This is a genomic window from Streptomyces sp. NPDC048191, from assembly GCF_040652655.1.
Classification (GTDB): domain Bacteria; phylum Actinomycetota; class Actinomycetes; order Streptomycetales; family Streptomycetaceae; genus Streptomyces.
The window spans coordinates 101,778-124,475 of the sequence record NZ_JBEZMO010000019.1; the positions used below are offsets into that span (position 1 = coordinate 101,778).

Consider the following 22,698-nt stretch of genomic DNA (forward strand, 5'->3'; position numbering starts at 1 on the left):
ACCGATCGGAGGTGCGGCGATGAGCCGGCCCGAACTCCCCCTTGCACAGGACCCTGTCGGCGGTGGCACGACCGGCCACGCCCTCTTCGGCTACCAGCAGGAACTCCGCCGCGGCGTAGGCAGCTTCGCGTCGTTCGCCGCGGGGTTCTCCTTCGTGTCGATCCTCACCACCGTCTTCCAGCTGTTCGGGCTGGGCTTCGGTCTCGGCGGCGCCGCGTTCCTCTGGACCTGGCCGCTGGTCTTCGCGGGCCAACTCCTCGTCGCACTGTGTTTCGCCGAACTGGCCGCGCGCTGGCCCATATCCGGGGCCATCTACCAGTGGTCGAGCCGGCTGGCCGGCACCACGACGGGCTGGTTCGTCGGCTGGATCATGATCATCGGGCAGATACTCACGGTCGCGGCGGCCGCGATCGCGGCACAGGCGGTGCTGCCCGGTATCTGGTCCGGGTTCCAGATCGTCGGCGGTCCGGGCGCCGATCCGTCGGTCGCCTCCCCGACCGGCGCGCAGAACGCGGTCCTGCTGGGATGCGTCCTGCTGGTCATCACCACGGTGGTGAACATCCTGGGCATCCGCCAGATGGCCGCCGCCACCAGCTTCGGCGTCACCGTCGAGATCATCGGCGTGCTCGCACTGGTGCTGATCCTGTTCTTCCTGCCCGAGCGGGGTCCGCGGGTGGTGGCCCACCCCACCGGCTGGGCCGGTCACGGCGGTTACTTCGGCGCCTTCCTCGCGTCCTCACTGATGGCGGCGTACGTGATGGTCGGCTTCGACTCGGCGGGCGAGCTGGCGGAGGAGACCCACAGCCCGCGCCGGACCACTCCCCGGACCATCCTGCGGGCCCTGATCACCTCGGGTGTCGGCGGTGCGTTGCTGATCCTGTCGGGGCTGATGGCGGCGCGCAGCCTGACCGACGGAAAACTGGCGGCCGGTGGTCTGTCCTGGGTGCTCACCGACCGGCTCGGCGGGGTTCTGGGCCGCCTGCTGCTGTGCTGCGTGGCGGTCGCGGTGTTCGCCTGCACCCTGGCCGTGCAGACCTCCGGGGCGCGGATGATGTACTCCATGGCGCGCGAAGGCGCCCTGCCCTTCCACCGGCGCCTCGGCAAGGTGTCGGCCCGCACCGGTACGCCGATCACGACGTCGATCGTGGTGGGCGTCGGCGCCGCGATCGCGCTCGTGGTCAACATCCGCCAGTCGGCGATCTTCACCGCCCTGTCCAGTCTCTGCATCGCCCTGCTGTACCTGGCCTATCTGGGCGTGACGGTGCCCCTGCTGGTCACCCGGATCCGGCGAAGGGGCAGCGGCGGGCTGCCGGCGGGCGTCGACGAGACCGGCCGGCCCCTGTTCTCGCTGGGCCGGTGGGGAGTGGCGGTCAACACGCTCGCCGTGCTCTACCAGGCCGGCATGACGGTCAATCTGATCTGGCCCCGTGCGGAGATCTACGACCTCACCGGCGGCACGTGGTGGCTGCGGTGGAGCGCCCCGCTGTTCATCGGGCTCAGCCTCGCCGCCGGTGCCGGTTACTTCCTCGCCCGCCGGCTGCACCGCCGTATCGAGCTGAGGCACGTACCGCACACGCACACCGAGCCGCCCCTGGACGCGCAGGCCGTCGCCGAGCCCGCCTGAGGGCCCGTGTGACGCGAGGGGACGCATCGATGACGTACCGACGAAGGGACGACGGGACATCCATGACCACCACCGAGAGCTCGACGGCAGTACCGCAGCACGGCGGCTACCCGACCGGGCAGGCTCCCGCCCGCGCCCGTGATCTGCACCTGACCGACAGCGTCCGAAGCGCCCGCGACGACGCCCGCGCCCAGGGTGGGCGGGCCGGCACGTGGATGCCGTACCTTCCGGCGTCGGACAGCCCGTACTGCCCGCCGGGTGTGGACGCGGCCGCCCTGGTGTGGGCGGAGACGGTGGCACCCGGCGGCTACACGCACAAGGTCCTCGCCCGCGGTACGCGGCTGCGCTTCGACGACCCGAGCGGTGACGCCTGCGCCCACCTGCTGCTCTTCAACGCCCTGGAGCCGGTGGAGCGGCTGAACGTCGCCGACACCCAGAAGGTGCCGTGGCAGGCGTATCCGGGCCAGGACCATCCGCTGCTCTCCGGCGACGGCCGGGTCCTGGCCGTGGTCAGCGGTGATTCCTCCGGCCGGCACGACGCGTTCTGCGGCACCACCACCGACGCCTGGAACGAGCGCAAGTACGGTGACGCCCGCCCCGAGGGGCCGTCGCCGTCCGGCCGCGGGCTCTTCCTCAAGGCGGCCGCCAAGCACGGTCTGAGCCGACGCGACCTCCCGCCCAGTCTCTCCTTCTTCCAGGGCGTGCGCGTCGAGCCGGACGGCACCCTGGCCTGGCAGGGCAGCGCGGGGGCGGGCACGCATGTCGAACTCGTCGCGGAGATGCCCCTGCTGGTGCTGGTCGCGAATGTCGCCCACCCACTGGATCCTCGCCCCGGCTATGTGGTCGGCCCACTGCGGGTGCACGCCTGGCGTGGTGCCCCGACCGGCCCCGGCGAGCCGCGGTTCACGGCGACTCCGGAACTGCACCGGGCCTACCTCAACACCGTCGACTACTGCGAAGCCCGGGGGCTGTGACATGGCGAGCACGCGGACCGAGACCAGGCCCGTCAACCACCCGACCGCCGCCGGCGGCACAGTCGCCTCCACCGTCCCCGTGGGCGCCGTGTACGCGGAGGGCTCCCCCCTGGACTGGGGTGCGAGCCTGGTCGAGGGCGCCGTCGTCCTGGACGAGACGGTGGCCCCCAACGCGCCCTGGTCGGCGGTGGTGCGGACGGGGCACGTCCTGACGATCGTCGACGTCGGCGGCAACCAGTCGGCCGACTGTCTGCTCTACAACGCCGACGATCCCGAGGAGCGCTACAGCGTCCCCGACACCCTGGCCTGGCAGGGCAACGCCTATGTGCGCACCGGCACCGTGCTGCGCAGCAGCGAGGGCCGCCCGTTGATGACCGTCGTCGCCAACGAGGTCGACCGCCAGGACACCATCGGTGGCGCGTGCGGCAAGGAGTCCAACACCCTGCGCTACGGCCATCATGTGATGTTCCAGCACGGCTGCCGTGAGAACTTCCTCGCCGAGGCCGGGCGGCGTGGCCTCGGTGTGCGGGACATCGTCTCCAACCTCAACTGGTTCATGAACGTGCCCGTCGAGGCGGACGGCGCGCTGGGCATCGTGGACGGCATGTCGGCGCCGGGCCGCCGGGTCGCGGTGCGCGCCGAGACGGACGTGCTGGTGATGGTGTCCAACTGCCCGCAGATGAACAACCCGTGCAACGACTTCAACCCCACCCCGCTGCGGATGATCGTCGTGGAGCCGGCACCGGCCGACGTCGACGCACGGTCCGCGCAAGCCGCTCGCACCGCGAAGGAGGGCGCGTGAGCCGCCCCACCGCCGTTCTCGTCGCCAACCGCGGTGAGATAGCCCGCCGTGTGATCCGCACCGCCAGGAGGATGGGCCTGGGCACCGTCGCCGTCTTCTCCGACGCCGACCGGGCCGCCCCGCACGTCCGCGAGGCCGATCACGCGGTCCGCCTCGGTCCGGCGCCCGCCCGCGCGTCGTATCTGCGCGGGGAGGCGATCATCGAGGCCGCGCTCGCCCATGGCGCGGGCATCATCCACCCCGGCTACGGCTTCCTCTCCGAGAACACCGCCTTCGCCCGTGCCGTGGAGGAGGCCGGCCTGCGTTTCGCGGGACCGACCGCCGACCAGATCACGGCCTTCGGTGAGAAGCACACCGCGCGCGCCCTGGCCAAGGCCGCCGGAGTGCCGCTGCTGGCCGGGACGGAGTTGCTCGCGAGTGCCGAGGAGGCCGTCACCGCGGCCTCCTCCATCGGGCTGCCCGTGATGGTCAAGGCCACCGGCGGTGGCGGCGGCATCGGTATGCAGGCCTGCACCACCGCCGACGAGGTACGCGGGGCCTTCGCCCGCGTCGCGGCGCTCGCGGAGTCCAACTTCGGATCCGCAGGGGTGTTCCTGGAGCGCCTCGTGCGCCCCGCCCGCCATGTCGAGGTGCAGGTCTTCGGCGACGGCACCGGCCGGATCGCCGTCCTCGGCGACCGGGACTGCTCGTTGCAGCGCCGCAACCAGAAGGTGATCGAGGAGGCCCCGGCCCCGGCCCTGCCTCCTCGTGTGCGGGCCCTGCTGCACGACTCCTCCCGCCGGCTGCTCGCCTCGGTCGGCTACCGGGGCGCGGGGACCGTGGAGTTCGTCTACGACCCCGTGCGCGAGGAGGCCGCCTTCTTGGAGGTCAACACCCGCCTCCAGGTCGAGCACCCGGTGACCGAGGAGGCGTACGGCGTCGACCTCGTCGAACTGATGCTCGTCCTGGCCCGCGACGGCGAGGTCGAGGACGCGGTGTTCGAGCGGGAGTGGACGCCCGCCGGCCATGCCGTGGAGGCCCGCGTCTACGCCGAGGACCCCGGCAAGGACTCGCTGCCGTCCCCGGGCCTGATCACCCGGGCGGTCTTCCCCGGCCAGGGCGCCGACACCATGCCCGGCGTACGCGTCGACGGCTTCGCCGAAACCGGTCTGGAGGTCTCGCCGTACTACGACCCCATGCTCGCCAAGGTGATCGCGAAGGGGCCCACCCGGGAGGCCGCGTTCGACGTGCTCGGCCGGGCCCTGGCCGCGAGCCGGGTCGACGGCATCGTCACCAACCTGGGCCTGCTGCGCGAGCTGACCTCGCGGGCCGAGGTGCGCGAGGCCGTGCACAGCACCAGCACGCTCGCCACCACGGCCGACCCCGATCCGCGCATCGACGTCCTGGTGCCGGGCGCGATGACCACCGTCCAGGACCTTCCGGGCCGGCTCGGCCACTGGCACGTGGGCGTGCCGCCGAGCGGCCCCTTCGACGCCGTCTCCTTCGCCGAGGCCAACCTGGCCGTCGGCAACCCGGCGCAGGCCCCTGGCCTGGAGGTCACCGCGGGCGGGCTGAGCCTGCGTTTCTCGGCCGCCACCGTGGTCGCCGTCACCGGCGCTCCCCTCCCGGTCACGGTCGACGGCAGCCCGGTAGCCCTGTGGGAGCCGGTCACGGTCACGGCCGGCGCCACTCTGGCGCTCGGCGCCTGCCGGGGGCCGGGCCTGCGCAGCTATGTGGCCGTCCGGGGCGGCATCGACGTACCCCAATACCTGGGCAGCGCCTCCACGTTCACCCTCGGCGGCTTCGGCGGGCACGCCGGTCGGGCGCTGCGCGCCGGAGACGTACTGCGACCCGGAGCTTCGTCGGCCGCGGACGGCGGCCCCACCCCGCCCGAGCACCGGCCGGCGATCACCTCGCACTGGCAGATCGGTGTCACCGAAGGTCCGCACGCGGCGCCCGAGTTCTTCACCCGCGAGGACATCGACACCCTCTACGCCACCGACTACAAGGTCCACCACAACTCGGCCCGCACCGGCATCCGCCTGATCGGGCCCAAGCCGCGGTGGGCGCGCCAGGACGGCGGTGAGGCCGGGCTGCACCCCTCCAACATCCACGACACTCCGTACGCGGTGGGTGCCCTCGACTTCACCGGCGACACGCCGATCATCCTGGGCCCCGACGGGCCGTCTCTCGGCGGGTTCGTCTGCCCGGCGGTGGTCGCCAGCGGCGAACTGTGGAAACTCGGCCAGCTGCGCCCCGGCGACACCGTCCGCTTTGTACCGGTCAGGGAAGCCGAGGCTGCCGCCCTCGACGCCCGCCGCTCCTCCCCCACGCTGATCAGCACGGGCGGAGACGGCGACGACGGCGTACTCGGCCGCCTGGAGGCCACCGATGCCCGCCCCGCCGTCACCTACCGCCGGGACGGCGACGACAACGTCCTGGTCGAGTACGGCCCCATGGTGCTCGACCTCGGCCTGAGGATGCGGGTCCACGCCCTGCAGGAGACCCTCGCCGGGCACACGCCCGACGGCGTCCTCGACGTCACCCCGGGCATCCGCTCCCTCCAGATCCACACCGACGCCCGCCGGCTGAAGGCCCGTGATCTCACCGCCCTGCTGCGCGAGCTGGAGGACGAAGTCCCGCCCAGCGACGAACTGGTGGTCCCCTCCCGCACGGTGCGGCTGCCGCTCAGCTGGGACGACCCGGCGACCCGGCTCGCCATCGAGCGGTACATGGCCGGGGTGCGCGACGACGCCCCGTGGTGCCCGTGGAACATCGAGTTCATCCGCCGGGTCAACGGCCTTCGGACCGCCGACGACGTCTACCGCACCGTTTTCGACGCCTCCTACCTGGTGCTCGGCCTCGGTGACGTCTATCTCGGCGCCCCCGTCGCCACCCCGCTCGACCCGCGGCACCGCCTGGTGACCACCAAGTACAACCCGGCCCGCACCTGGACCGCGGAGAACTCCGTCGGCATCGGCGGCGCCTACCTGTGCATCTACGGCATGGAAGGCCCCGGCGGCTACCAGTTCGTCGGCCGCACCGTGCAGATCTGGAACCGGTTCCGCAAGGGCGGCCTGTTCCAGGACTCGCCGTGGGCGCTGCGCTTCTTCGACCGCATCGAGTGGTATCCCGTCACCGCGGAGGAACTGCTCGAACTGCGGGCCGAGACCGACGCCGGCCGCGGCGACTTTCCGACCGAGGAGGGCACCTTCTCCCTCGCCGAGTACAACGCCTTCCTGACCGCGGAGGCCGACTCGATCGCCGCGTTCCGCCGGCGGCAGAGCACCGCCTTCGAGGCCGAGAAGCAACGCTGGCGAGCCGCCGGAGAGTTCGACCGCGACGACGATCCCGGCCCCGCCACCGCCCCCGCTGCCGTCACCGTGCCGGACGGCGCGGTCCCCGTCACCGCGCCGTTCACCGCCACCGTCTGGCAGATCGCCGCCGAGCCGGGCGCCACCATCGCGAGCGGCGAGGCGATCCTCTCCCTGGAGGCGATGAAAATGGAGTCCACCGTGAACGCCCCCGCCGCCGGGACACTGCTGGAGATCTACGTCAAGCCCGGTGAACAGGTCGCCCCCGGCCAGATCCTCGCGGCGGTGCGGGCATGAACGCCATGACACCGGCCGCCCGCGTCCAGGCCGCCTACGACCGCATCGAGGGCGCCGGCCGGCCCGAGATCTGGATCAGCCTCAGGCCGTGCGAAGAGGTCCTCGCCGAGGCGGCCGGGATCGACCCGGCGCTGCCGCTGGCCGGCCTGGTGGTGGCCGTCAAGGACAACATCGACGTGGCCGGCCTCCCGACCACCGCGGGCGCCCCGTCGTACGCCTACGAACCGCAGGCCGACGCGCCCGCCGTGGCACGGCTGCGCGCGGCCGGCGCGGTGGTGCTCGGAAAGACCAACCTGGACCAGTTCGCCACCGGCCTGGTCGGCACCCGCAGCCCCTACGGCGCGGTGCGCAACGCCTGGGACGCGGCCCGCATCTCGGGCGGGTCGTCCTCCGGATCCGCCGTCGCGGTGGCGCTGGGCATCGCCGACATCGCGCTCGGCACCGACACGGCCGGCTCCGGGCGGGTGCCCGCCGCCCTCAACGGGATCGTCGGCGTCAAGCCCACCAAGGGCCTGGTGCCCGTGACCGGGGTGGTCCCCGCCTGCTACACCCTCGACTGCGTGACCGTCTTCGCCCGCGACCTGCAACTCGCCCGCACGGCTGCGGAGTTCGTCGAAGGCCCCGATCCGGCCGATCCGCTCTCCCGCACCGGCACCCAGCTTCCGCCACCCCCCGCGCGCCCGCGGATCGCCGTACCGGCCGGTGAGCATCTGAACGGCATGGCCGACGGCTGGCGCGAAGCCTTCGACGCCGCCGTCGCCCGCATGGCGAGCACCGGGGCGGAGATCGTCGAAACCGACGTCACCCCGCTGCTCCAGGCCGCGGAACTGCTGTACGGCGGCGCGTTCGTCGCCGAGCGGTACGCCGCCGTGGGCGCGCATCTGGAGAAGCACCGCGACCTGATCGGGGCGGACATCGATCCGACCGTCGCCGCCATCGTGCTGGCAGGCCGGGAGAAGACCGCCGCCGACTGGGCCGCCGACGCCGCCAGGCTCGCCGCGCTCGGCGCCGCCGGACGCGCGGTGCTCGACGGCTGTACGGCTCTCCTGACGCCGACCACCACCGGGCATCCCACCCTCGACGAGGTGGCGGCCGACCCGGTCGGCGCCAACGCCCGGTTGGGACGGTTCACCAACTTCGCCAACCTCCTCGACTGCGCCTCGCTCGCCGTTCCCGCCGGGTTCGTGGACGGCCTGCCGTTCGGCGTGATGTTCACCGGACCGGCCTTCTCCGACCGCGCCCTGGCCGCGCTGGCCGAGCGGTTCGCCAACCCCGGCGTCGACCTGTTCGTGGTCGGCGCCCACCTCACCGGTCAGCCCCTCAATGCCCAGTTGGTGCAGGCCGGCGGCACCCTGACCGGCCCGGCCCGCACCGCAGACGGCTACCGGCTGTACGCCCTGGCCACCGAGCCGCCCAAGCCCGGCCTGCTCCGGGTCACCGAGGGCGGGCGGGACGCCGGCGCCGGGGCGGGGCACGCCACGGCGTCAGGCGACGACGTGGGCATGGGAATCGAAGGCGAGATCTGGCGGCTGCCGGCTTCCGGGTTCGGGGCGTTCACCGCCGCCGTGCCCGCGCCGATGACCATCGGCACCGTCGAACTGGCCGACGGGCGGCAGGTCTCCGGCTTCCTCGTCGAGCCGTACGCCGTCGAGGGCGCGCCCGACATCACCCGCTTCGGTGGCTGGCGGGCGTACACGGCGTCCGCGTGACCGGAGGCCGCGGGGCGGACACCCGGTGGCAGGATGGGACCATGACGACGACGCGTCCCCGTCAAGGCAGGCCCCGGCACACGCCGCCGTCCGACCCCGGCACCTCCGCCCGGGAACAGATCCTCGACGCCGCCGGGGCGCTCTTCGTCGACCACGGGATCACCAGCACCAGCACCCGCATGATCGCCGAGCGGGTCGGCATCAGGCAGGCCTCGCTCTACTACCACTTCGCCACCAAGGAGGAGATCCTCGCCGAGCTGCTGGCGACGTCCGTGCGGCCCAGTCTGCAGATGGTGGACCGGATCCGGGCTCTGGTGCCCGAGCGTGCGGACGCGGCCGCCGCACTCTACGCCGTGGCCGCCATGGACGTACGCACCCTCTCCCGCACCCCGTACAACATCGGCACGCTCTATCTGCTGCCGGAAGTGCGGGCCGAGCGGTTCGACGCCTTCCGGGCCGAGCGGGGCCGTCTGCAGTCGAGCTACGGCACGCTGGGCGCCCTGGCGGCGACCGAGGACGTCGCGCGCGGCCTGCCCGCCGAGCGGCTCGGCGAACTGCTGATCCAGCTGGTGGAGGTCGTCATCCAGATACGGCGCTCCCGTGCGCCGGACGCGGCTGACACGGAGGCCATCGCGTCGTCGTGCCTGCGCCTGTGCGGGCTCGGGGAGCCGGCGGTGGCCGCCGCCCGGGAAGAGGGCCGAAGGCTGCTGAGCAGCCTGGACTGACCGGCGGCCCACCGAGGTGGTGTCTTGGCCGGCGCGCGTGCGGTCGGATCGGGCACGTAGCCGAGTTGCCGGACGGCCCGCTCGACCGCCTCTCGTTTGGCGCGGCTGACGTGCGGGGCGTTGTTGAGGACACGGGAGGCCACCGAGCGGGAGACGCCGGCGCGTTCCGCCACCTCGTCGAGCGTCGGCTGCCGACGTGACACATCCTCAGCCATGAACTCCGAGCCTTTCCCTCCCGACTTCGCCGAAAGCGTCCCGCCCCTGCCCGGTGTGGCTGGAAGCGCTTCCCGTTTTGAACTGTAGAGACTTGCCCTCGTCCTGTGAAGTGCGGCTTCCGCAGCGGCTCTTGACAGCTTCATCAGGGCACAACACGATACCGGCCACACCCCAAAACGTTCCCAGCGCTACAGGGAGCGCTTCCATTGGGAGCGCTCCCACATCGTACGCCGTACCACCGCACTTCCTCAGCGCGTCGCATCCTTGGGACGAGAACATGCGGCGCGTCCCTGCCAGGAAACCGAGGTACAGTCATGCGCCGCAGACTCCGCGGCCTCGTGGCAGCGTTCGTCGCCCTGCCGCTGGCACTCGCTGCCGCACCGTCCGCCCACGCCGCCGACCCGACCACCATGACCAACGGGTTCTACGTGGACCCTGACTCCAGCGCGAAGCGGTGGGTGGCCGCCAACCCCGGCGACGGCCGGGCGCTGGCGATCAACTCCTCCGTCGCCAACACCCCGATGGCCCACTGGTTCGGCTCATGGAGCGGCACCATCGGCACCGCCACGGGCGCCTACGTCGGCGCGGCGGAGTACCAGCACAAGCTGCCCATTCTCGTCGCGTACAACATCTACAACCGCGACTACTGCGGCGGACACTCCGCCGGCGGAGCCGCCTCGCCGTCCGCCTATGCGAGCTGGATCGCCCAGTTCGCCGGCGGCATCGCCGACCGTCCGTCCATCGTCCTGCTCGAACCGGACTCCCTGGCGGACTACGGCTGCATGACCGGGGCTCAGATCGGTGAACGCGAGAGCATGATCACCGGCGCCCTCACGCAATTCAACCGCCAGACACCCAACACCTGGGTCTATCTGGACGCCGGCAACCCGGGCTGGGCGAGCCCGGCGACCATGGCCCAGCGCCTGAACGAAGCCGGCCTGCGACAGGCCCACGGCTTCTCGCTCAACATCTCGAACTACTACACCACGGCCGAGAACATCGCCTACGGCAACGCCGTCAACAGCGAACTGGGCGCCCGCTACGGCTACACCAAGCCGTTCGTGGTGGACACCAGCCGCAACGGCAACGGCTCCAACGGCCAGTGGTGCAACCCCTCGGGCCGCCGCACCGGCACCCCGACGCGGACGGGCGGAGGCGCCGAGATGCTGCTGTGGATCAAGACCCCTGGCGAGTCCGACGGCGATTGCGGCGTCGGAGCCGGCTCCTCGGCCGGACAGTTCCTCCCCGAGGTCGCCTACAAGATGATCTACGGCTACTGAGCCCGGGGCCCGTGGGCCCGGTACGCCCCTGCCCCGCCACCGGGCCACGAGCACCGTCCGTCACAGCCCGGCCGGGTCCGACGATCGCCGCCTACCGCACAGGCGGTCGACAGACCGCCCCGGTGGCAGACGCTCCCCCATCCATCCACCGATCAGGAGCAGCCATGCACACACGCAGCCTACGGCGCCGCGCGGCCGCCGTCATCGCGGCGCTCACCGTCTGCGCCGCCCTCACCGCGACGCAGGCGCGGGCCACACCCGCGCAGGACGTCATCACTCCGACCACGAAGTTCTACGTCGACCCGCACAGCAAGGCCGCGAAGCAGGCCCTCGTCGACTTCGGGAAGGGCGACATCGAGGACGCCGCGAACATGGCCGCACTCGCGAGCTGGCCGCAGGCCGAATGGTTCACCGAGGGCACGCCCGACGAGGTGCGCGTCAAGGTGAACAGGCTAGTCCGCCGGGCCCGGGCCGTCGACCGGACCCCCGTCCTGGTCGCCTACGACATACCCGGCCGGGACTGCTCGCAGTACTCCAGCGGTGGAGCCGCATCCTCCGCCGCCTACCGCCAGTGGATCGACGCCTTCACCGCAGGCATCGGCGACGCCAAAGCGGTGGTCGTCGTCGAACCCGACGGCCTGGCCAACCTTCCCAGTGACTCCGGGCCCACCACCGACCCGACCGGCGATCTCACGGCTGCCCGCATCGCCGACCTCGCATACGCCGTGAAAACCCTGAAGGCCCGCCCCCGCACCGCGGTCTACCTGGACGCCGGCAACGTACAGTGGCGGGCCGTCGGAGACATCGCCCATCGACTGCTGGACGCCGGGGTCCAGCACAGCGACGGCTTCGCCCTGAACGTGTCCAACAACCACCCCACCGAGCACAACGCCAGATACGGCACCTGGATCGCCAAGTGCGTCTGGTACGCCACCGAAGGCCCCGAGCAGGCGCGCGGCCACACCGACTGGTGTGCCAGCCAGTACTACTCGTCCGCCGCCCCCAACGACGGCGCACCCGGCGACGCCGTCTCCCCCACTGACCCCACCACGTGGCGGTGGACCGACGCCTGGTTCGACCAGAACGTGGGCACCCCGCCGACCGACGAGCTGCACCACTTCGTGATCGACACCAGCCGCAACGGCCGGGGCGCCTGGACCCCACCGCCGGGCAAGTACAGCGGAGACCCGGAGACCTGGTGCAACGCGCCCGGGCGCGGTCTCGGCCCACGCCCGACCGCCGACACCGGCGTCCCGCTCGTCGACGCCTACCTGTGGATCAAGACCCCCGGTGAATCCGACGGCAGCTGCACCCGCAACACCGGCGGCACGATCGACCCCGAATACGGCATCGCCGACCCGCCCGCCGGCACGTGGTGGCCCGACCAGGCCCACACGTTGGCCCGCAATGCGGTACCGCGCCTGACGTTCAACCGCTGAACAGGTCGGACACCTCCGTCGCGGACCACGACTGCATGCCCCAGGCTCACATCGACGAGCGCGGGGGCGTCGTCACCGGCGCCCTCGGGCCGGTTCAACCGCGCCCGGCACCTGGGTCGGTGCGGCCGGGCGCCGGCGGTCTACGGCCGCTTCCTGATCAACAAGCGAGGCTGCGGCAGGACCGCAAGCTGGGCCCGGCACGTACCGGACGATCCTGGGCCTGCCCGCCTCCACCTGAAACGCATCCTCACCCGGCACGGCCTGTCGCACGCGGCCGAAGGCCGAGCGTCAAGCAAAGGGCACCGGGGCCGGGGTGTATTCGAACCAGTCGAAGGCGACCGCGCCCTCGGTGGCGTACATGCCGATAACGCGGCCGGTGAAGCCGCAGGCTACCTCGGTGGACAGGTAGCGCCCGTCCAGTTCGACGAGTGGCTGGGCGTCCGGGGCGTCGGGATCACCGAGCCAGAAGGCGACGGTGTCAGGGCCGGTGGTCCCGCCATCGGTGAGTTCGGGCGACGCGGGCACAAGGTCGGACGTGCGGATCGCGACGGTGAGGGTCAGCGGCCCGGACGGGACCGGTCGGCTGGCCACGGTCTGGCGCAGCGGACCGATCCGGGCGACGACGCCGGCCTCTCCGTTCCCGACCTCCAGTTCGTAGTGGTGGGCTTCGTCCAGGCGCACGCAGAGGCCGCCGCGTCCCGACCCCGGGTCGATCGCAGCGGTGACGCGGCAGTCGTGGTGCTGCTGGCGGCGGCCGACGAAGGTGTACCCGGGGCGGTCGAGCGTGGCGCCGGTGGCGCTGAGGCTCAGCCAGCCAGGGCGCTCGGTGAGTGACCAGGAGCCCTCAGGGCGGGTGAACGGCGAGACCCAGTGCGGCGCGAGAGCGGACTCGTCGAAGTCGTCGCGGGCGGGCAGGGGCGGAACGGGGTGCCAGACACCGCCCGGGGCCGCGTGACTCTCGGGAACGGGCGCGACGACGGGCCAGCCGTTCTGGTCCCACTCCACGGGCGTCAGGAACGTCTCGCGGCCGAGCACGTGCACGTCGGGTGTGAAGCCGCGGGGCCGGACGCCGAGCAGCACCATCCACCAACTGCCGTCGGTGGCCTCCACCAGGTCGGCGTGGCCGGTGTTCTGGATGGAGCGGCCAGTACCGCTGTGGGACAGCAGAGGGTTGACGGGTGCGCCTTCCCAGGGTCCGCGCGGCGAGCGGCCGCGGGCGATGGACACGCTGTGGCCACGTTCGGTGCCGCCTTCCGCGATCAGCAGGTACCACCAGGCGCCGATGCGGTAGAGGTGCGGCGCCTCGGGGTACTTGAGGCCGCTGCCGGACCACGTGGCGAAGGGCCCCTCCAGCACCTCCCCCTTGACCGGGTCGATCCTGGCCATGTTGATGCCACCTTCGGGCCCGGAGAAGGCGCACCAGCAGGTGCCGTCCTCCTCCCAGGCCAGATCGGGGTCGATCCCGGTCAGGTCGATCCACACCGGGTCGCTCCACGGCCCCTCGGGCCGCTCGGCGGAGACGACGAAGTTGCCGCCGCCGTCGGTATTGGTGCTGATGACCCAGTAACGGCCGTGGTGGTGGCGGATCGTGGGGGCGTAGAGGCCGCCGGACGCCTTGGCACCGGGGAGGGGCAGCGGCAGTTGCTCCGGCCGGTCGAGCACGTTGCCGATGTGCTCCCAGTGGACGAGGTCCTTGCTGTGGAAGAGCGGCAGCCCGGGGAAGTACTCGAAGCTGGAGCACACCAGGTAGTAGTCGTCACCGACCCGGCACACGCTCGGATCGGGGTGGAAGCCGCTGATCACAGGGTTGTGGTACGTATGCACAGAAGGTGTTCCTTTCTGGCCGCCTGGCGCCGTGGAGCGAGTCCAGGAGGTGCCGTGACTGCTGGTCGCAGGTTCACCGGGGTGAGTCCGCCGCCGCATGCGACGCACTGCACGACGGCCGGAAGCGGTTCGGTCGCCGTCCCCGGCAGGCGCAGCCACGCCTTGACCGGCTCCCCGCCGAAGCCTGGGAAGGTGACGTCGAAGGTGTCCGCGAGGTCCGGCTGACCGGTGTCAGCCGGACCTCGCCGCCGTACGAATGGGCCTCGGTGAGTGTGTCCTCCCAGCAGGCGTCGAAGTCGTCCCGTCCGCCTGGCTGTTGTGGGAGCGCCGCAGCTGAGCCTCGGGCAGGTCCGTGTCCACGCGCGGGCTCCCGTTGCGTCAGCGGGGCTCGACGGTGACGACGGGATGCAGCCTGCGGGTGTGGTCGACCTCCCGGACCGGGCCGGTCAGGTGCAGCGGGACCGTGATGCGGTGGTCGGTGCTGCTGGCGGAGATCCGCAGCTCCAGCTCGCCGGGTTCGACGATGCGACGGCCTGAGCGGCCGGTGAAGGAGGCCAGTTCCGCGGGCAGTTCCAGAAGGACCCGGCAGACTTCCCCGGGTTCGAGCGGGAGGCGCCGGTAGCCGACGAGGCGCTGCACCGGCTGGACCACGGAGGCCACCGGGTCGTGCAGGTAGAACTGCACCACCTCGCAGCCGGAGCGTTCGCCGGTGTTGCGGACCTCGAAGGCGATCCGGAAGCTGCCGTCGGTGCCGGTCTCCGCGACGCCGACGTCGAGCGCGGACCACTCGAATTCCGTGTAGCCGAGCCCGTGGCCGAACCCGTAGGCCGCGCTGGTATGGGTGCTGGACACGTCGCTGTCCTGGGCCAGCCGGGCGGCCAGGTAGGTGGAGGGCTGGACACCCTTGTGCCGCGGCACACTCACGGGCAACCGTCCGGAGGGGTTCACCCGCCCGCTGAGTACGCCGGCGATCGCCTCGGTGCCCGCCTCCCCGGGAAAGAAGGACTGCAGGATCGCCACCGCCTCCGTCTCGGCGCGCCCCAGTGTGTAAGGGCGGCCCGCCAGAATGACGAGCACCACAGGCGTGCCGGCGTCCAGCAGGGCGTCGAGCAACTGCTCCTGTACGCCGGGCAGTTGCAGCGACTCGACATCACATCCCTCGCCGCTGGTGCCGCGGCCGAAAAGGCCGGCGCGGTCCCCGAGGGCGAGCACCACGACGTCGGCGATGCGGGCCGCCTCGACCGCCTCGGCGAAGCCGGCCGTGCTGTCGCCGTCGACCGTCGCACCGGGTGCGGAGAAGATCTCGGCGTCAGGGAACTCGGCCGCCAAGGTCTCGCGGAGCGTGGGCAGTGCGATGCCGGTCGGGACCTCGGGGTGTTGCGAGCCGACGTGCACGGGGAAGGAGTAGCAGCCCAGCACGGCCGTCGGGGTGTCGGCGTTGGGGCCGATCAGCGCGATCCGGCGGGGGCGGCCGAGCGGCAGCGTCCCGTCGTTGCGCAGCAGCACGACGGCCTGCTCCGCCACCTCACGCGCCAGCAGCCGGTTGGCCGGGGGGTCGAGGTCGACGCTGCCGCGCAGCGCCTCGGGAACGGTCGGATTCGCTCCGGAGAGCGCCTGCGGAAGCGGGTTCCAGTCAGGATCGAGCAGGCCGAGCTGTGCCTTCTGGACGAGGACCCGGCGCAGGGCGCGATCGATCAGTTCCTCAGGGACGGTACCGGCCTCGACCGCGTCGAGCAGCGGCTGTCCGAATGTCTTGACGGTCGGCAGCTCGACGTCGACGCCGCTGGCGAGGGCGAGTCCGGCCGCCTCGTCCCAGCTTCCGGCGACGCCGTGCAGGAGCTTGAGGAAGGCGATGCCGAAGTAGTCCGCCACCACCGTCCCGTCGAAGCCCCAGGTGTCCCGGAGCAGACCGGTGAGCAGTTCCTGGTCGGCGGCCGAGGGGATGCCGTCGGTGTCCGTGTAGGCGTGCATGACCGAGCGCGGTCGGCCCTCGCGTAGCGCCATCTCGAACGGGGGGAGGATGACGTCGGCACGCTCGCGGGCGCCCATGGAGACCGGTGCGAGGTTGCGGCCGGCCCGCGAGGCGGAGTAGCCGGCGAAGTGCTTGAGCGTGGCGACGATCCCGGCGGACTCCAGGCCCTGCACGTAGGCGGTGGCGATGGTGCCGACCAGGTACGGGTCCTCGCCGATGGTCTCCTCGACGCGGCCCCAGCGGGCGTCGCGCACCACGTCGAGCACGGGGGCGAGGCCCTGGTGGACGCCGACGGCGCGCATGTCGGTCCCGATGGCGGTGGCCATGGTGCGCACCAGCTCGGGGTTGAAGGTCGCTCCCCAGGACAGCGGAACCGGGTAGGCGGTCGCCCCCCAGGCCGCGAACCCGGCCAGGCACTCCTCGTGGGCGATCGCGGGTATGCCGAAGCGGTTGGCGGCGACGATGCGTTGCTGGGAGCGGGCGAGCGACAGCGCGCCGACGGCGGCGTCCACGGGAACGGTACCGAAGGGCCGGGTCAGCTGGCCCAGACCGTGCGGCAGCAGCTCGTCCAGGTCCGGCGGTTCCTCCATCTCGTGCTGATGCGGGGCGACCTCGCCGCCCTCGTCGGAGGCGCCCACCCAGACGCCGACCAGCTGCGCTGTCTTCTCCCGCAGGGTCATCGCCGCGATCAGGGCGTCGGCCCTGATCGCGGGGTCGAGCGAGACGTCCCGCCACACAGTGGTGGCGGACTCGACGGTGGGGTTCATGTCGCCGGTCACTTTCCTCCGACCCCCATGAGCCCCTGGACCAGGGCGCGGCGGGCGAACAGGTAGACGGTGAAGATGGGGAGAATGGACAGCACCACGGCGCTGAGCAGTCCGGGGACGTCGACGCCGTGTTCGGTCTGGAAGTTGTACAGACCGAGGGTGATCACCTTGGTCGAGTCCGACTGGGTCAGGATCAGCGGGAAGAGGAAGCCGTTCCAGGCCTGCAGGGCCGAGAAGACGACGATGGAGGAGAGCCCGCCTTTCGACAGGGGCAGGACCAGTTGCCTGAAGACCCGCAGCGGGGACGCTCCGTCCATCGCCATGGCTTCGTACAGGTCGGGGGTGATGTCGCGCATCGCCCCGGTCAACACCAAGGTGCATACCGGCAGCGAGAACGCGGCGGTGGGCAGGATGACGCCGATCAGGTGGTCATAGAACCCGGCCTGGCTGATCACGTAGAACATCGGCACGATCACCGCCTGCGCGGGGACCGCGAGTCCCAGCAGGAAGACCCGGAACACGACGGTGATGGTGCGGCCCTGGGCGCGCACGATGGCGTAGGCGAGCGGCGGCACCACCACCAGCACGATGCCGACGACGCTGGCGGTGACGATCAGGGTGTTGAGGAAGTCTTGCCCGAAGCCGTTGGAGAACGCGTTGAAGTAGTTGCTCAGGGTCAGTTGGGACGGAAAGCTCAGCGGGCCCTGGGTGGAGTAGTTGGAGGTGGTGCGCAGGGTCGCGATCAGCAGCACGTAGAGCGGCAGGCCGACCAGAGCGAGCCATATCAGGGAGCCCAGTCCGGCAAGGTAGTTGGGGCGCTGCCGCATCAGATCCCCTCCGCCGTGCTGCGCATCTTGTCGTAGCCGGAGAGCCGGACCACGGCCAGGGAGATGAGGGTGGCGACCACGACCAGGACCAGCGCGATGGCCGAGCCGGCGCCGAAGTCGTATTCCTTGAAGCCCTGTTCGTACATGTAGTAGGCGCTGACCGTGGTGTCCGTGCCGGGGCCGCCCTGAGTGAGGATCAGCACCGTGTCGAAGGTGGTGAGCCCACCGACGACCATGAGGATCACCGAGGTGATCATGGTGTTGCGCAGTTGCGGCAGGGTGATGTGGAAGAACTGCCGCACGGTGCCGGCCCCGTCGATCGCCGCGGCCTGGTAGAGCACCTGCGGAACCGCGCGGGCGCCGCCCTGGTAGAGCAGCGCGTGCAGGGGGGTGAACTGCCACATTCCGACGAAGGTCAGCACCGCGATCGAACCGGCCTGACTGCCGAGCAGGTTGCCGTTGCCGAAAAGCCAGGGGAGCTGGCCCGGGATACCGAAGTTGGGGTCGAGCAAGGCGCGCCACAGCACCGAGACCGCGGTCGCCGAGAGCAGCAGGGGGAGGAAGAAGATCGCGGACAGCACGGCCCGGTTGCGCTGGGGTCCGGCCGCCCAGACGCCCAGCAGGATGCTGATGGGTGTCTGCGTCACGACCCCGAGCGCGGTGAGCACGACGGTGAGCCAGATGCTCTGGGTCATCACCGGGTCGTGGATCAGCTTGGTCCAGTTCGCCAGCCCGTTGAAGTGCGGCGAGGCGACGCCGTCCCAGCTGGTGAAGGACAGCACCGCGACCAGCACCAGCGGGAGGATCGCGAACAACAGGAAGAAGACGGTCGCGGGTACCGCCCAGGCGAAACCCGGGCGGGTCACCCCGACGCCGGACTGGCGCGCCTTGAGGCGGCGGCCGGACACGGCTGCGAGAGAAAGTGAGGTCATCGGTCCTACTCAGGAGTTGGACAGCGACTGCATCGCCCGGATGAAGCCGTTGGCGTCGGTCTTGCCGTCGAAGAACTTCTGAATGGCCGTGTGGAGCGGCGTGGCCGCCGCCGGCGGGTAGGCCTGGTCCCAGGACAGCTGGAACGACGGCGCCGCCTTGACCAGGTTGAACTGGAACTGCGAGTAGTCAGGACTGGCCGAGGTGGACAGGAACTTGGCGGTGTTGGTGGTGGTCGGCAGGTTGCCGATGCCGAGCTGGGCCTTCACGAACTCGTCGGAGTACATGAGCTTGAGGAAGGCCGCCACGGTGTCGGGGTGTCGGGTCTTCTTCAGGACGGAGTAGAAGTTGTTGGTGTTGCCGACGACGTCGTTCGGGTCGCCCTTGCCGCCGCTGACGGTCGGGAAGGCGCTGTAGCCGAGGTCGTTCTTGGCGAAGTCGGGATTGTTGGACTGCTGGGTGGAGTACTCCCAGGAGCCCATCAGCTCGAAGGCGGCCTTGCCCTTGGCCAGCAGCGCCGGGGACCCGCCGTCGGTGAACTTCACCGAGTCGAAGTTGCTGCCGAATGCGCCGGCGTCGACCAGCTGCTTCAGCATGCCCAGGGCCTTCCGGCTGTCCGGGCCGGCCCACGCGCTCTTGTCACCCGCGAGCGCCTTCTGGAAGAGGTCCGGTCCGGCGACCCGGTCGAAGACGTACTCGAACCACATGAGGGTGGGCCACTGGTCGCCGCCGCCGAGCGCGATCGGGGTCAGGCCCTTGGCCTTGAGCACCTTGACGGCGTTGATCAGGTCGTCCCAGGTCCGCGGGACGCTCAGGCCGGCGCTCGCCAGGACCTTCTTGTTGTTGAAGAGCAGCACGGGCTGCGTGCCGCGCATCGGGACACCGTAGGACTTGCCGTCGACCACCGCGGTGTTGAACACCGAGGGGAGGAAGTTGGACTTGAGCCCCGGGTCCTTGACGATCATGTCGTCCAGGGGAAGCAGGAGGTTCTTCTTGGCGAAGGGCGCGATGCTGCCGCCGCCCCAGTTGAAGAAGATGTCCGGGGCCTGCGGGGTGTTGATGATCGTGTTGAGCTTTTGCTGGTAGTCGGCGCCCGGGACGGTGTCCAGCACCGCCTTGACCTTCGAGGTCTTGTTGAACGTGTCGACCATCTGCTTCTCGACCTTGTTCGCGGCGTCCCCGTAGACGAGGACATGGATCGTCCCGGAGTTGGAGTCGCCGCTGGACCCGCACGCGGCGGTCAGACCGAGCACCAGCACGGTCGTTGCCGCCACTGCGGCGAATCTGTTCCTGACTGCACCGTTGTGACCGGTCACGCGAAGAGAACCCATGGCTCGCCGTCCATCGATAGTTTCGAAGAGATTGCCGAATGATGCGGGAAACCTAGGCGTCACATCGACCGCCGTCAAGGATTTGGCGGGTTCATCTCGATACGGACGTACCGGCTCCGCCCTGACCAGCTACTATCGGCCCCGTACCGTCGGAGGACTTCGTACTTCGCACACCCAGGGCAGCACAGGAGGGATCGTGACCAGATCGGCGACACTCGCCGAAATCGCGCGCGAGGCGGGGGTGTCCACTCCGACTGTTTCGAAAGTCCTCAACGGCCGCGTGGACGTCGCCTCCGCCACCCGGGAGCGAGTGCAGGAGCTGCTGCATCAGCACGGCTACCAGCGGCGACGCAGCAACAGCGCCACGTCCGGCCTGTTGCTGGAGCTGGTGTTCCACGAGTTGGAGAGCGCCTGGGCGATGGAGGTCATCCGCGGGGTCGAGAACGTCGTCCGCGAGGAGGGAATGAGCGTCGTCCTGTCAGAGTCCTCGGGCCAGCTCAGCCTTGGGCAGTCCTGGATGGACGGAGTGCTCGCCCGCCGCCCCACGGGCGTGGTCCTGGTGCTGTCCGGGCTCGACAAGGCCCAGCAAGCGCAACTGACCAGTCGCGACATCCCGTTCGTTGTGATGGACCCCGCAGGGGACCCCGGTCAGGACATGCCGGCGGTCGGGACGACCAACTGGAACGGCGGCCTCGCCGCCACCCGCCACCTGCTCGACCTGGGCCACCGGCGCATCGGCATGGTCGCCGGACCACTGCGGATGATGTGCAGTCGCGCCCGGATCGACGGCTATCGGGCCGCGCTGGAGACGGCCGGCGTCGCCTTCGATCCCGCACTGATCCGCGAGGGCGACTTCCACCACGAAACCGGCTACCGGGTGGGCCTGGAGCTGCTGCGCCTCGAGGACCGGCCCACGGCGATCTTCACCGGCAACGACCTGCAGGCGCTCGGCCTCTACCAGGCCGCACGGGAGTTGGGCCTGCGCATCCCGGAGGATCTCAGCGTCGTCGGCTTCGATGACCTGCCCATCGCCCGCTGGGTCGGCCCGCCCCTGACCACCGTCCGCCAGCCGCTGACCGAGATGGCCGAGGTCGCCGCGCGCATGGTGATCGGCCTCGCTCGCGGCAACCCACCGTCCGCGCTGCGTGTGGACCTGGCCACCAGCCTGGTCGAGCGCAGCAGCACTGCCCGGCCCCCGGCCTCCGACCACCACTGAGCGTCGGCACCTTCGAAATTTCGAAAGCACGTGACGCATCGCTCCGGTCGCGCACCGCGAGCGCTGGGGCCATTCCTGCTCCTTCCGCACCTGACGACCTCGTGCATGGTTGGCCGTGGCTCGGTAACAGGATGGCTGGTTGAGCTGTGGGGTGTCGCGGCATGTGATCGGTGAACACATCGCTGCATCAGTGCCTGTGTCACATCCTGTTGCCGCAGGTCACGGCGCCCTGTGGCTGGGTGGTGATCGGGTTGCCGTTCGGTTGAGCGTCGAGGGACGCCGAAGCGAACGGCAGCTGATGGGATCGTCAGGCGGCTGCGGCAATGGGGGTGGGGATCGCCTCGGTCCCGCGGCTTCGTCGGGTGAGGTGGCGGGTCATGAGGGTGATGAAGGCCCAGTGGACGTGGCTTCGGCGTGGGACATGAGGCGTTCGTAGTCCCTCGCGTTGCGGCGGGCCCGCACCGTCCACGCATTCGACCGCTCAACCACCCAGCGCTTGGGCAACAGGACGAAGCCCTTGGCCTCCTTGGGCCGGGAGACGACCTTGAGGTGATGCCGAGGGCGGTCCGCGCCCAGGTGCTGAACTCGTCTCCGCCGTAGCCGTTGTCCGCCCAGACCAGGACGATCTTGGGGTGCTCGGCGTGAAGGCGGGTCAGCAGGACGCGCGCCGCCTCCCGGTCCTGGACGTTGGCCGGCGTGACGAGCAGGTCGACGAGCGGACCGCTTCGGTCTGGTTGCTCAGCTCCAGAGTGACTCTGACACTGGTTCGGCCCCACCGGCTGGCGCACCCTGGTGGTCGAAAGCGGCTGGTCCTGGGACCGTGCCGAGGACGTCCTCTATCGCACGGCGGTCGCCGCACTGCGCTGACACCGCTTGCGGGGCGGCGGGGCCACGGGCTGTATCCGCCGCAGAAGCCGCGGCCAGGTGCCGTCCGCCGACCACAGCCGTTGGCGTGAAGACGAGCAGATCAAGTGACGTCACACGATCGGCCGGACGGCTCCTGTGCGTCCAGTCCCGGACCGAGGTGCTGGCGCATCAGTGCCTGCGCGGTCGTCTCGGCGGCGGCGAACCTGGAGCGTCCTGCGTCGGTCAAGGTGGCCTCGACCGTCCTGCGGTCTCCGGCACGACGACGGCGATCAATCAGTCCGGCCGCCTGCAGGCCCCTGAGGAGGTAGGACATCCGGTCCCCGGACTCCTGGAGGAACGCCGCCAGCTTGGCAACGGGCACAGATCCGCTCGCGGCCTCGGCGAGCGCGCCGAGAATGAGGTAGTCATGGAGTGACAGACCGTGCAGCGCCCGCAACTCACGGTGCACGAGGCCCAAGGTCCGCAGGACCCCTGGAAACTCCCGCCGCGTGGGGTCCGACAAATCGTCGTCGATCATGTTCCTTCCCAGGGGTCGGCTCTCAGGCCGCAAGCCCGCGGCCGCAGCATCACAACCGGATTCCCTACGACGTCGGTCCCGGGCCGGA

The 22,698-nt window shown here is 70.9% G+C and carries 16 protein-coding genes and 2 pseudogenes; 9 read left to right on the forward strand and 9 right to left on the reverse strand.

What is annotated here, in order from left to right:
• Nucleotides 1-19 precede the first annotated feature (19 nt).
• From AB0D93_RS27775 to AB0D93_RS27800, 6 genes are all read left to right on the forward strand, one after another.
• A complete protein-coding gene (locus AB0D93_RS27775) occupies nt 20-1,624 on the forward strand; it encodes an amino acid permease (RefSeq protein WP_362124578.1) in 1,605 nt (534 codons plus the stop codon).
• Between the two features lie 62 nt (nt 1,625-1,686).
• A complete protein-coding gene (locus AB0D93_RS27780; protein ID WP_362124581.1) occupies nt 1,687-2,598 on the forward strand; it encodes an urea amidolyase associated protein UAAP1 in 912 nt (303 codons plus the stop codon).
• 1 nt (nt 2,599) lies between these two features.
• Nucleotides 2,600-3,400: an urea amidolyase associated protein UAAP2 gene (locus AB0D93_RS27785; RefSeq protein ID WP_362124584.1), complete on the forward strand. Its 801-nt coding sequence runs from the start codon at nt 2,600-2,602 to the stop codon at nt 3,398-3,400.
• The gene (gene uca / locus AB0D93_RS27790; protein ID WP_362124588.1) at nt 3,397-6,990 is read left to right on the forward strand and encodes an urea carboxylase; all 3,594 of its coding nucleotides are present in this window, start codon (nt 3,397-3,399) and stop codon (nt 6,988-6,990) included. Before AB0D93_RS27785 ends, uca begins: the two co-directional genes overlap by 4 nt.
• Before the next feature lie 5 nt (nt 6,991-6,995).
• Nucleotides 6,996-8,699: an allophanate hydrolase gene (locus tag AB0D93_RS27795; RefSeq protein ID WP_362124690.1), complete on the forward strand. Its 1,704-nt coding sequence runs from the start codon at nt 6,996-6,998 to the stop codon at nt 8,697-8,699.
• 41 nt (nt 8,700-8,740) lie between these two features.
• Nucleotides 8,741-9,424 (forward strand): helix-turn-helix domain-containing protein, encoded by a 684-nt coding sequence (locus tag AB0D93_RS27800; protein ID WP_362124591.1) that lies wholly within the window; start codon nt 8,741-8,743, stop codon nt 9,422-9,424.
• 32 nt (nt 9,425-9,456) lie between these two features.
• Here the strand turns inward: AB0D93_RS27800 and AB0D93_RS27805 are convergent.
• A pseudogene (locus AB0D93_RS27805) lies at nt 9,457-9,639 on the reverse strand (LacI family DNA-binding transcriptional regulator); the annotation flags it as partial.
• Between the two features lie 315 nt (nt 9,640-9,954).
• Between AB0D93_RS27805 and AB0D93_RS27810 the strand changes: the two are divergent.
• Nucleotides 9,955-10,920 carry a glycoside hydrolase family 6 protein gene (locus AB0D93_RS27810; RefSeq protein ID WP_362124594.1) on the forward strand — a complete coding sequence of 322 codons (966 nt, stop codon included), beginning with the start codon at nt 9,955-9,957 and terminating at the stop codon, nt 10,918-10,920.
• Between the two features lie 164 nt (nt 10,921-11,084).
• Nucleotides 11,085-12,359: a glycoside hydrolase family 6 protein gene (locus AB0D93_RS27815; protein ID WP_362124597.1), complete on the forward strand. Its 1,275-nt coding sequence runs from the start codon at nt 11,085-11,087 to the stop codon at nt 12,357-12,359.
• 288 nt (nt 12,360-12,647) lie between these two features.
• Here the strand turns inward: AB0D93_RS27815 and AB0D93_RS27820 are convergent, their stop codons facing one another.
• The 6 genes from AB0D93_RS27820 to AB0D93_RS27845 all read right to left on the reverse strand — a co-directional run bounded on the left by AB0D93_RS27820 (nt 12,648) and on the right by AB0D93_RS27845 (nt 19,953).
• Nucleotides 12,648-14,183, reverse strand: coding sequence for a glycoside hydrolase family 43 protein (locus AB0D93_RS27820; RefSeq protein WP_362124600.1), 1,536 nt, complete (start codon nt 14,181-14,183; stop codon nt 12,648-12,650).
• The gene (locus AB0D93_RS27825; RefSeq protein ID WP_362124693.1) at nt 14,159-14,590 is read right to left on the reverse strand and encodes an acetylxylan esterase; all 432 of its coding nucleotides are present in this window, start codon (nt 14,588-14,590) and stop codon (nt 14,159-14,161) included. The genes AB0D93_RS27820 and AB0D93_RS27825 overlap by 25 nt, the downstream gene beginning before the upstream one ends.
• Nucleotides 14,562-16,835 (reverse strand): glycoside hydrolase family 3 N-terminal domain-containing protein, encoded by a 2,274-nt coding sequence (locus tag AB0D93_RS27830; protein ID WP_362124696.1) that lies wholly within the window; start codon nt 16,833-16,835, stop codon nt 14,562-14,564. Before AB0D93_RS27830 ends, AB0D93_RS27825 begins: the two co-directional genes overlap by 29 nt.
• A 95-nt stretch (nt 16,836-16,930) precedes the next feature.
• The gene (locus AB0D93_RS27835) at nt 16,931-17,749 is read right to left on the reverse strand and encodes a carbohydrate ABC transporter permease (protein ID WP_362124603.1); all 819 of its coding nucleotides are present in this window, start codon (nt 17,747-17,749) and stop codon (nt 16,931-16,933) included.
• On the reverse strand, nt 17,749-18,681 hold the full coding sequence (locus AB0D93_RS27840; RefSeq protein ID WP_362124606.1) for a sugar ABC transporter permease: 933 nt from the start codon (nt 18,679-18,681) through the stop codon (nt 17,749-17,751). The genes AB0D93_RS27835 and AB0D93_RS27840 overlap by 1 nt, the downstream gene beginning before the upstream one ends.
• A gap of 9 nt (nt 18,682-18,690) precedes the next feature.
• The gene (locus AB0D93_RS27845) at nt 18,691-19,953 is read right to left on the reverse strand and encodes an extracellular solute-binding protein (protein ID WP_362124609.1); all 1,263 of its coding nucleotides are present in this window, start codon (nt 19,951-19,953) and stop codon (nt 18,691-18,693) included.
• Nucleotides 19,954-20,206: 253 nt separating this feature from the next.
• Here AB0D93_RS27845 and AB0D93_RS27850 point away from each other — a divergent pair, with 253 nt between their 5' ends.
• Complete coding sequence (locus AB0D93_RS27850) at nt 20,207-21,226, forward strand: LacI family DNA-binding transcriptional regulator (RefSeq protein ID WP_362124612.1); 1,020 nt, start codon at nt 20,207-20,209, stop codon at nt 21,224-21,226.
• A 572-nt stretch (nt 21,227-21,798) separates the two neighbouring features.
• Here the strand turns inward: AB0D93_RS27850 and AB0D93_RS27855 are convergent.
• Nucleotides 21,799-22,014 (reverse strand): annotated as a pseudogene (locus AB0D93_RS27855) (transposase); the annotation flags it as partial.
• A 179-nt stretch (nt 22,015-22,193) separates the two neighbouring features.
• Nucleotides 22,194-22,610, reverse strand: a complete 417-nt coding sequence (locus AB0D93_RS27860; RefSeq protein ID WP_362124615.1) for a MarR family winged helix-turn-helix transcriptional regulator — start codon at nt 22,608-22,610, stop codon at nt 22,194-22,196.
• Nucleotides 22,611-22,698 lie beyond the last annotated feature (88 nt).

Coding starts and splice junctions, on each gene's coding strand:
- AB0D93_RS27785 (WP_362124584.1), top strand. CDS start 2,600: ATGGCGAGCACGCGGACCGAGACCAGGCCCGTCAACCACCCGACCGCC.
- AB0D93_RS27800 (WP_362124591.1), top strand. CDS start 8,741: ATGACGACGACGCGTCCCCGTCAAGGCAGGCCCCGGCACACGCCGCCG.
- AB0D93_RS27795 (WP_362124690.1), top strand. CDS start 6,996: ATGACACCGGCCGCCCGCGTCCAGGCCGCCTACGACCGCATCGAGGGC.
- AB0D93_RS27775 (WP_362124578.1), top strand. CDS start 20: ATGAGCCGGCCCGAACTCCCCCTTGCACAGGACCCTGTCGGCGGTGGC.
- AB0D93_RS27780 (WP_362124581.1), top strand. CDS start 1,687: ATGACCACCACCGAGAGCTCGACGGCAGTACCGCAGCACGGCGGCTAC.
- AB0D93_RS27835 (WP_362124603.1), bottom strand. CDS start 17,749: ATGCGGCAGCGCCCCAACTACCTTGCCGGACTGGGCTCCCTGATATGG.
- AB0D93_RS27840 (WP_362124606.1), bottom strand. CDS start 18,681: ATGACCTCACTTTCTCTCGCAGCCGTGTCCGGCCGCCGCCTCAAGGCG.
- AB0D93_RS27815 (WP_362124597.1), top strand. CDS start 11,085: ATGCACACACGCAGCCTACGGCGCCGCGCGGCCGCCGTCATCGCGGCG.
- AB0D93_RS27860 (WP_362124615.1), bottom strand. CDS start 22,610: ATGATCGACGACGATTTGTCGGACCCCACGCGGCGGGAGTTTCCAGGG.
- AB0D93_RS27810 (WP_362124594.1), top strand. CDS start 9,955: ATGCGCCGCAGACTCCGCGGCCTCGTGGCAGCGTTCGTCGCCCTGCCG.
- AB0D93_RS27830 (WP_362124696.1), bottom strand. CDS start 16,835: ATGACCCTGCGGGAGAAGACAGCGCAGCTGGTCGGCGTCTGGGTGGGC.